This window comes from Komagataeibacter kakiaceti JCM 25156 (assembly GCF_000613305.1).
Genome location: NZ_BAIO01000177.1, coordinates 1 through 4,192, shown reverse-complemented (window position 1 = coordinate 4,192; position 4,192 = coordinate 1). Strand labels below are relative to the sequence as shown.

At 63.3% G+C, this 4,192-nt stretch carries 3 protein-coding genes and 2 pseudogenes; 4 read left to right on the top strand and 1 reads right to left on the bottom strand.

All coding sequences use genetic code 11. The features are described from left to right. From JCM25156_RS10015 to JCM25156_RS23290, 4 genes and pseudogenes are all read left to right on the top strand, one after another. A partial coding sequence (locus tag JCM25156_RS10015; RefSeq protein WP_025812970.1) for a thiamine pyrophosphate-dependent enzyme occupies positions 1–1,226 on the top strand: 1,226 nt, incomplete at its 5' end. 96 nt (positions 1,227–1,322) lie between these two features. After that, positions 1,323–1,838, top strand: coding sequence for an acetolactate synthase small subunit (gene ilvN, locus JCM25156_RS10010; RefSeq protein WP_025812968.1), 516 nt, complete (start codon positions 1,323–1,325; stop codon positions 1,836–1,838). 56 nt (positions 1,839–1,894) lie between these two features. Continuing rightward, a pseudogene (gene ilvC / locus JCM25156_RS23295) lies at positions 1,895–2,913 on the top strand (ketol-acid reductoisomerase). A gap of 132 nt (positions 2,914–3,045) precedes the next feature. After that, positions 3,046–3,773, top strand: a pseudogene (locus JCM25156_RS23290) (fumarylacetoacetate hydrolase family protein). Between the two features lie 136 nt (positions 3,774–3,909). Here JCM25156_RS23290 and JCM25156_RS23285 read toward each other — a convergent pair. Then, positions 3,910–4,192: LysR substrate-binding domain-containing protein (locus JCM25156_RS23285; RefSeq protein WP_034959247.1), on the bottom strand; the 283-nt coding region annotated here is incomplete at its 5' end.

Below are 4,192 nucleotides of genomic sequence, written 5' to 3'. Positions count from 1 at the left end.
CGTCCTACCAGCCGCAGACCGAGCCGGGGCGTGACGTGATCGCCCGCGCCGTCACCGCGATGAAGCAGGGGCGCAGGCCGCTGTTCTATATTGGCGGCGGCATCATCAATGCCGGGCCGGAGGCCTCCGCCGCGCTGCGCAGGCTGGTGGAAAAAACGGGCTTTCCGTGCACCTCCACCCTCATGGGGCTGGGGGCGATGCCGGCGGGGGACCGCCGCTTCCTGGGCATGCTGGGCATGCACGGCACGTACGAGGCCAACATGGCCACCCATGGCTGCGATGTGCTGATCGCGCTGGGTTCGCGCTTTGATGACCGGGTGACCGGGCGGCTGGATGCGTTCTCGCCCGGTTCGTTCAAGATCCATGCGGATATCGACCCCAGCCAGATCAACAAGATCGTGCCGGTGGATGTGGGCATAGTGGGCGACGCGGGCCGCGTGATCGAGCGGATGCTGGAGGAATGGGACTGCACCCCCGCCAATCCCGGCCAGCCGATCGACCTGGCGCAGTGGTGGCACCAGATCAATGAATGGCGCGCGGTCAACAGCCTCGGCTTCACGCAGGACATGGCGCCGGAGGCGATCATCCGCCCGCAATACGCCATCCGCCGCCTGCATGAACTGGCCACCGCCACGGGGCGTGACACCTATGTCTCGACCGAGGTGGGGCAGCACCAGATGTGGGCGGCCCAGCATTTCGGCTTCGACCGGCCCAACCGCTGGCTGACCTCGGGCGGGCTGGGCACGATGGGCTATGGCCTGCCTGCCGCCGTGGGCGCGCAGATCGCGCACCCCGATGCGCTGGTCATCGACATCGCGGGGGAAGCCTCCACGCTCATGAACATTCAGGAACTGTCCACCATCGCGCAGTACCGCCTGCCGGTTAAGGTCTTCATCCTGAACAACCAGTACATGGGCATGGTGCGCCAGTGGCAGGAACTGCTGCACGAATCCCGCTATTCCGAGAGTTACAGCGCCGCCCTGCCGGATTTCGTGCGGCTGGCGGAAAGCTTCCACGGGCATGGCCTGCGGGCGACCTGCGTGGGGGAACTCGATGGCGTGATTACGGAAATGCTGGCCCATCCCGGCCCGGTGGTGGCGGATATCTGCGTGGCGCAGGAAGAAAACTGCTACCCCATGATCCCGTCCGGCGCGCCGCACAACCAGATGCTTCTCGGTCCCGACCAGGATGACGAGATCAGCGCCGAAGGCCGCATGCTGGTCTGACCCCCTCCCGTCGGGGCGGCGTTCCGCCCCGCACCCTCTTTCTTCCGTTCCCGCCGTCCTGTATGGCGGCGGCTTCAGCAGTCAGGAAACGCAATCATGACCACGCAGCAGGAGAGCCCGGTCTCCGCGGTCATTTCCATTCAGGTCGAGAACGAAAGCGGTGCGCTGGCGCGTGTCATCGGGCTGTTTTCGGGCCGTGGATACAATATCGAGAGCCTGACCGTGGCCCCGGTGGATGAAAACCGCCGCCAGTCGCGCATCAATATCGTCACGACCGCCACGCCCCATGTGCTTGAGCAGATCCGCGCGCAGGTCGAACGTCTGGTGCCGGTCTATCGTGTCGCGGTCATGACGCGGCAGGATCCGCACGTGGCGCGTGAAATGGCGCTGGTGAAAGTGATCGCCAGCGGTGAGCGCCGGGCCGACGCCCTGCGTATCGCGCAGGCCTTCCGCGCCCATCCGGTCGATGCCTCGGCCACGTCGTTCGTTTTTGAACTGACGGGCGCGACCGACAAGCTTGATGCCTTTATCGACCTCATGCGTCCCCTCGGCCTGGCCGAAGTGTCGCGTACGGGTGTCGCGGCTATCGCCCGCGGCGCGGCAATCCTGTAAGGGGTCAGGGTTTTTACCTTTCCAGAGTTTTTTCATTTTCCCCAAGGAGTGAGATCATGCGCGTCTATTATGATCGCGATGCCGATGTGAACCTGATCAAAAGCAAGAAGGTGGCCATTATCGGTTACGGCAGCCAGGGCCATGCCCATGCCAACAACCTGAAGGATTCCGGCGTGACCGACATCGTGGTCGGCCTGCGCCCCGAATCCACCGCCGTGGCCAAGGCCGAAGCCGCCGGCTTCAAGGTGATGACCCCGGCCGACGCCGCCAAATGGGCGGATGTGGTGATGGTGCTGACCCCCGATGAAGGCCAGGGCGCGCTGTACAAGGAATCGCTGGAAAAGAACCTGAAGCAGGGCGCGGCCCTTGCCTTCGCGCATGGTCTGTCCATCCATTTCCGCATTATCGAGCACGCCCCGACCTGGATGTGTTCCTGATCGCGCCGAAGGGCCCGGGCCACACCGTGCGCTCCGAATACCAGAAGGGTGGCGGCGTGCCGTCGCTGGTGGCCGTGGCGCAGAACGCTTCGGGCAACGCGCTGGAAATCGCCCTGTCCTATGCGTCCGCCAATGGCGGTGGTCGTGCTGGCATCATCGAGACCACTTTCAAGGAAGAGGTCGAGACCGACCTGTTCGGTGAGCAGGCCGTGCTGTGCGGTGGTCTGGTCGAACTGATCCGCGCCGGTTTCGAAACGCTGGTGGAAGCCGGTTACGCGCCGGAAATGGCCTATTTCGAGTGCCTGCACGAAATGAAGCTGATTGTTGACCTGATCTATGAAGGCGGCATCGCGAACATGAACTACTCCATCTCCAACACGGCGGAGTATGGTGAATACGTGTCCGGCCCGCGCGTGGTCACGCCGGAAACCAAGGCCGAGATGAAGAAGATCCTGACCGATATTCAGGACGGCACCTTCGTGCGCAACTTCATCCTTGAAAACCAGTCCGGCAATATCGGCTTCAAGGCCACCCGTGCGCGCAACAACGAACACCAGATCGAGAAGGTGGGTGAGAAGCTGCGCGGCATGATGTCGTGGATCGGCAAGAACAAGCTGGTCGACAAGTCCCGCAACTGATCGGGTCACCGATGATCACCGACGGTTCGCCGCCGGTTTTCAAAAACGCCAGCCGGAGCCGTCCGGCTGGCGTTTTTTTTGTGTCCGTCTTGTCCTGCATTTGCCGTGACATAACCCGGAACGACTGCCACCATGCACACCGGATACGAACAGCAGGAGCGCCGTACCGTGACGGATTACGTGATTCCCCCCTATGCCCTTCCCACCGTGCCCGTGGCGGGGAGTGCGGGTGTCTTTCCCGTCAGGCGGATATGTGCGTGGGGCAGAACTATGCCGCCCATGCGCGTGAAATGGGCAGCAACCCCGAACGCTCTGACCCATTCTTCTTCTCCAAGCCCGGTGACGCCGTTGTGCCCGGCGGCGGGCTGCTGCCTTTTCCCGTCAGCACGTCCGACCTGCATCATGAGGTGGAACTCGTCGCCGCCATCGGGCGGGAGGGGCATGACATCGCGGTGGAAAAGGCGCTGTCGCATATTTACGGCTACGCGGTCGGTCTGGACATGACACGGCGCGACCTTCAGGCCGTGGCCAAGAAGATGGGGCGTCCGTGGTCTCTGGCCAAGGGGTTTGACCAGTCCTGTCCCATCTCTCCCATCGTGCCCGTCTCGACATGCGGCCATCCCGCCATGGGGGCGATCACCCTTACGGTAAATGGGGAACTGCGCCAGAAGGGGGATCTGTCGGATCTGATCTGGTCCGTGGCGGAAATCGTGGCCTGCCTGAGCCGGTTTGTCGCACTGGAACCGGGTGACCTGATCATGACCGGCACCCCCGCCGGGGTGGGGCCGGTCCGGCGCGGCGATGTGCTGCATGCGGCCTGCGCCAGGGTGGGTGAACTGAACGTGACGTATACGGGATGATCAGGCCGGGGAAACAATCCGCGGAGCGGAAGACGCCGCCTTTTTTCAAAAAGGCGGCGCCCCAAAACTTCTGTTTTTTATCAACATGTTGTTTTCAGGTAGCCACTCATGCCGGACAGTTTTCAGGGGCATGCCCTTACTGAACCGTTACCATCGGGGGCGGGTGCTGCATCAGTTCATCAATAAACAGCCCGATCTTGCGGGAATGCGCCGTACTGACCGGATGGATCGCGAAGAAGGAGATCGGGTCCGGCTCCCACTGTTCCAGCACGGTCCGTAGCAGGCCACGGGCCATGTAGCTTTCCACTTCCCACAGGGATTTCTGGGCAAGCCCCAGCCCGGCCAGCGCCCAGCGCACCGGCATTTCGGAATCGGTGGAGGCCATGCGCGCCGGAACCCGTTCGGTCCGGGCGTCCGCC

Excerpts from the sequence above, each read along its gene's own strand:
- ilvN (WP_025812968.1), top strand. The coding sequence starts at position 1,323 with ATGACCACGCAGCAGGAGAGCCCGGTCTCCGCGGTCATTTCCATTCAG.